This is a genomic window from Microbacterium sp. Bi128 (assembly GCF_918698205.1).
On the sequence record NZ_CAKKMM010001395.1, the window covers coordinates 1 to 1,321 of the forward strand.

Here is a 1,321-nt window from a genome sequence, read left to right on the forward strand (position 1 = left end):
AGACCAAACTCGTCGAGACCCACGCGCACGCCGTGGACGGCACCTACCTGATCGAGAACCCCGGGTTTGTCTCGGGCGGCAACACGCTGTGGTTTGCCCAGAACGTCCTCGGCGTCAGCCAGCAGGAGTTCTTCGACCGCGCCGCCCGCTCAGAACCCGGCGCCCGCGGGGTCCGCTTCATCCCGGCACTGACCGGCTCCATGGCGCCCCGGTGGAACGACTCCCTGCGCGGGACGTTCGCCGGGCTGTCGATGAACCACGACTCCACCGACATGGCCCGGGCGATCATCGAGGCGAACTGCTTCGCGTTCCGCGACATCTACGACCGGATCGACGCCATGGGCCTGGCCCAGTCGGTCCGGGTCGTCGGCGGCGGGGCCCGCTCCGCGCTGTGGCTCTCGGCGAAGGCCACGCTCTGCAACACCCCGATCCAGAAGGTGCTCACCGAGGAGACCAGCGCCACCGGCGGGGCCCTGCTCGCCGCCGTCGCCGCCGGCACCTTCGCCAGCCTCGAATCCGCCGTCGATGCCGTCGTCGAACTCGACCCGGTCAGCATCGACCCCGACCCTGCCCATGCCGAGGCCCTTGAAATGGCCTACCAGGACTACCGCTCCCTCTTCGACGCCGTCGAATCCATCCCGCAGAAAGAAGCACGCCATGACGCTCTCGTCTGACCTCGACCGCTACCTCTCCCACCCCCTGGTCGGCCTCGACCAGGTCGTCATCGGCGCCGACGTGCTGGACTCCGTCCACGACATCGTCGCCGCCCTCCCGGCCCATAACAGCATCGCCGTCCTCACCGACGAGGACGTCTACACCACCGGCTCGGGTACCCACCTCAAGCCCGCCGTCACGGCCCTCCTGGAAACCCTGGGCACGGTCACCACCGTGGTCCTCCCGGGCCACGTCCACGCCGACGAGACCACCGTGAGCGCTGCGACCGCCGGCTGTGCCGGCGCGGACGTCATCGTCACCATCGGCTCCGGCACCCTGTGCGACATCGGCAAGGTCGCCGCCGGGACCCGGCCGCACGTCGTCGTGCAAAGCGCCGCCTCCGTCAACGGCTTCGCCGATGACCAGTCCGTGCTGCTGATCAACGGCGTCAAGCGCACCGCCCACTCCGGCTGGCCCAACGCACTGGTGGTCGACAGCAACGTCCTGGAAGGGGCGCCGGCACTGCTGAACCGCTCCGGACTCGGCGACATGATCTCGATGTTCACCGCCCCCGCGGACTGGTACCTGTCCTCCCTCGTCGAGATGGACCGCGGCTACTCCGCCGAGGCCGCGACCATGACCCGCCGCCACGGCGCCGAACTCCTGG

Annotated in this window: 2 protein-coding genes; both read left to right on the top strand. The window is 69.6% G+C overall.

All coding sequences use genetic code 11. The features are described from left to right. The coding region (locus tag LQV45_RS33100; RefSeq protein WP_230011929.1) for an FGGY-family carbohydrate kinase at window positions 1-674 on the top strand (674 nt) is incomplete at its 5' end. After that, a partial coding sequence (locus LQV45_RS33105; protein ID WP_230011931.1) for an iron-containing alcohol dehydrogenase occupies window positions 658-1,321 on the top strand: 664 nt, incomplete at its 3' end. The genes LQV45_RS33100 and LQV45_RS33105, both read left to right, overlap by 17 nt.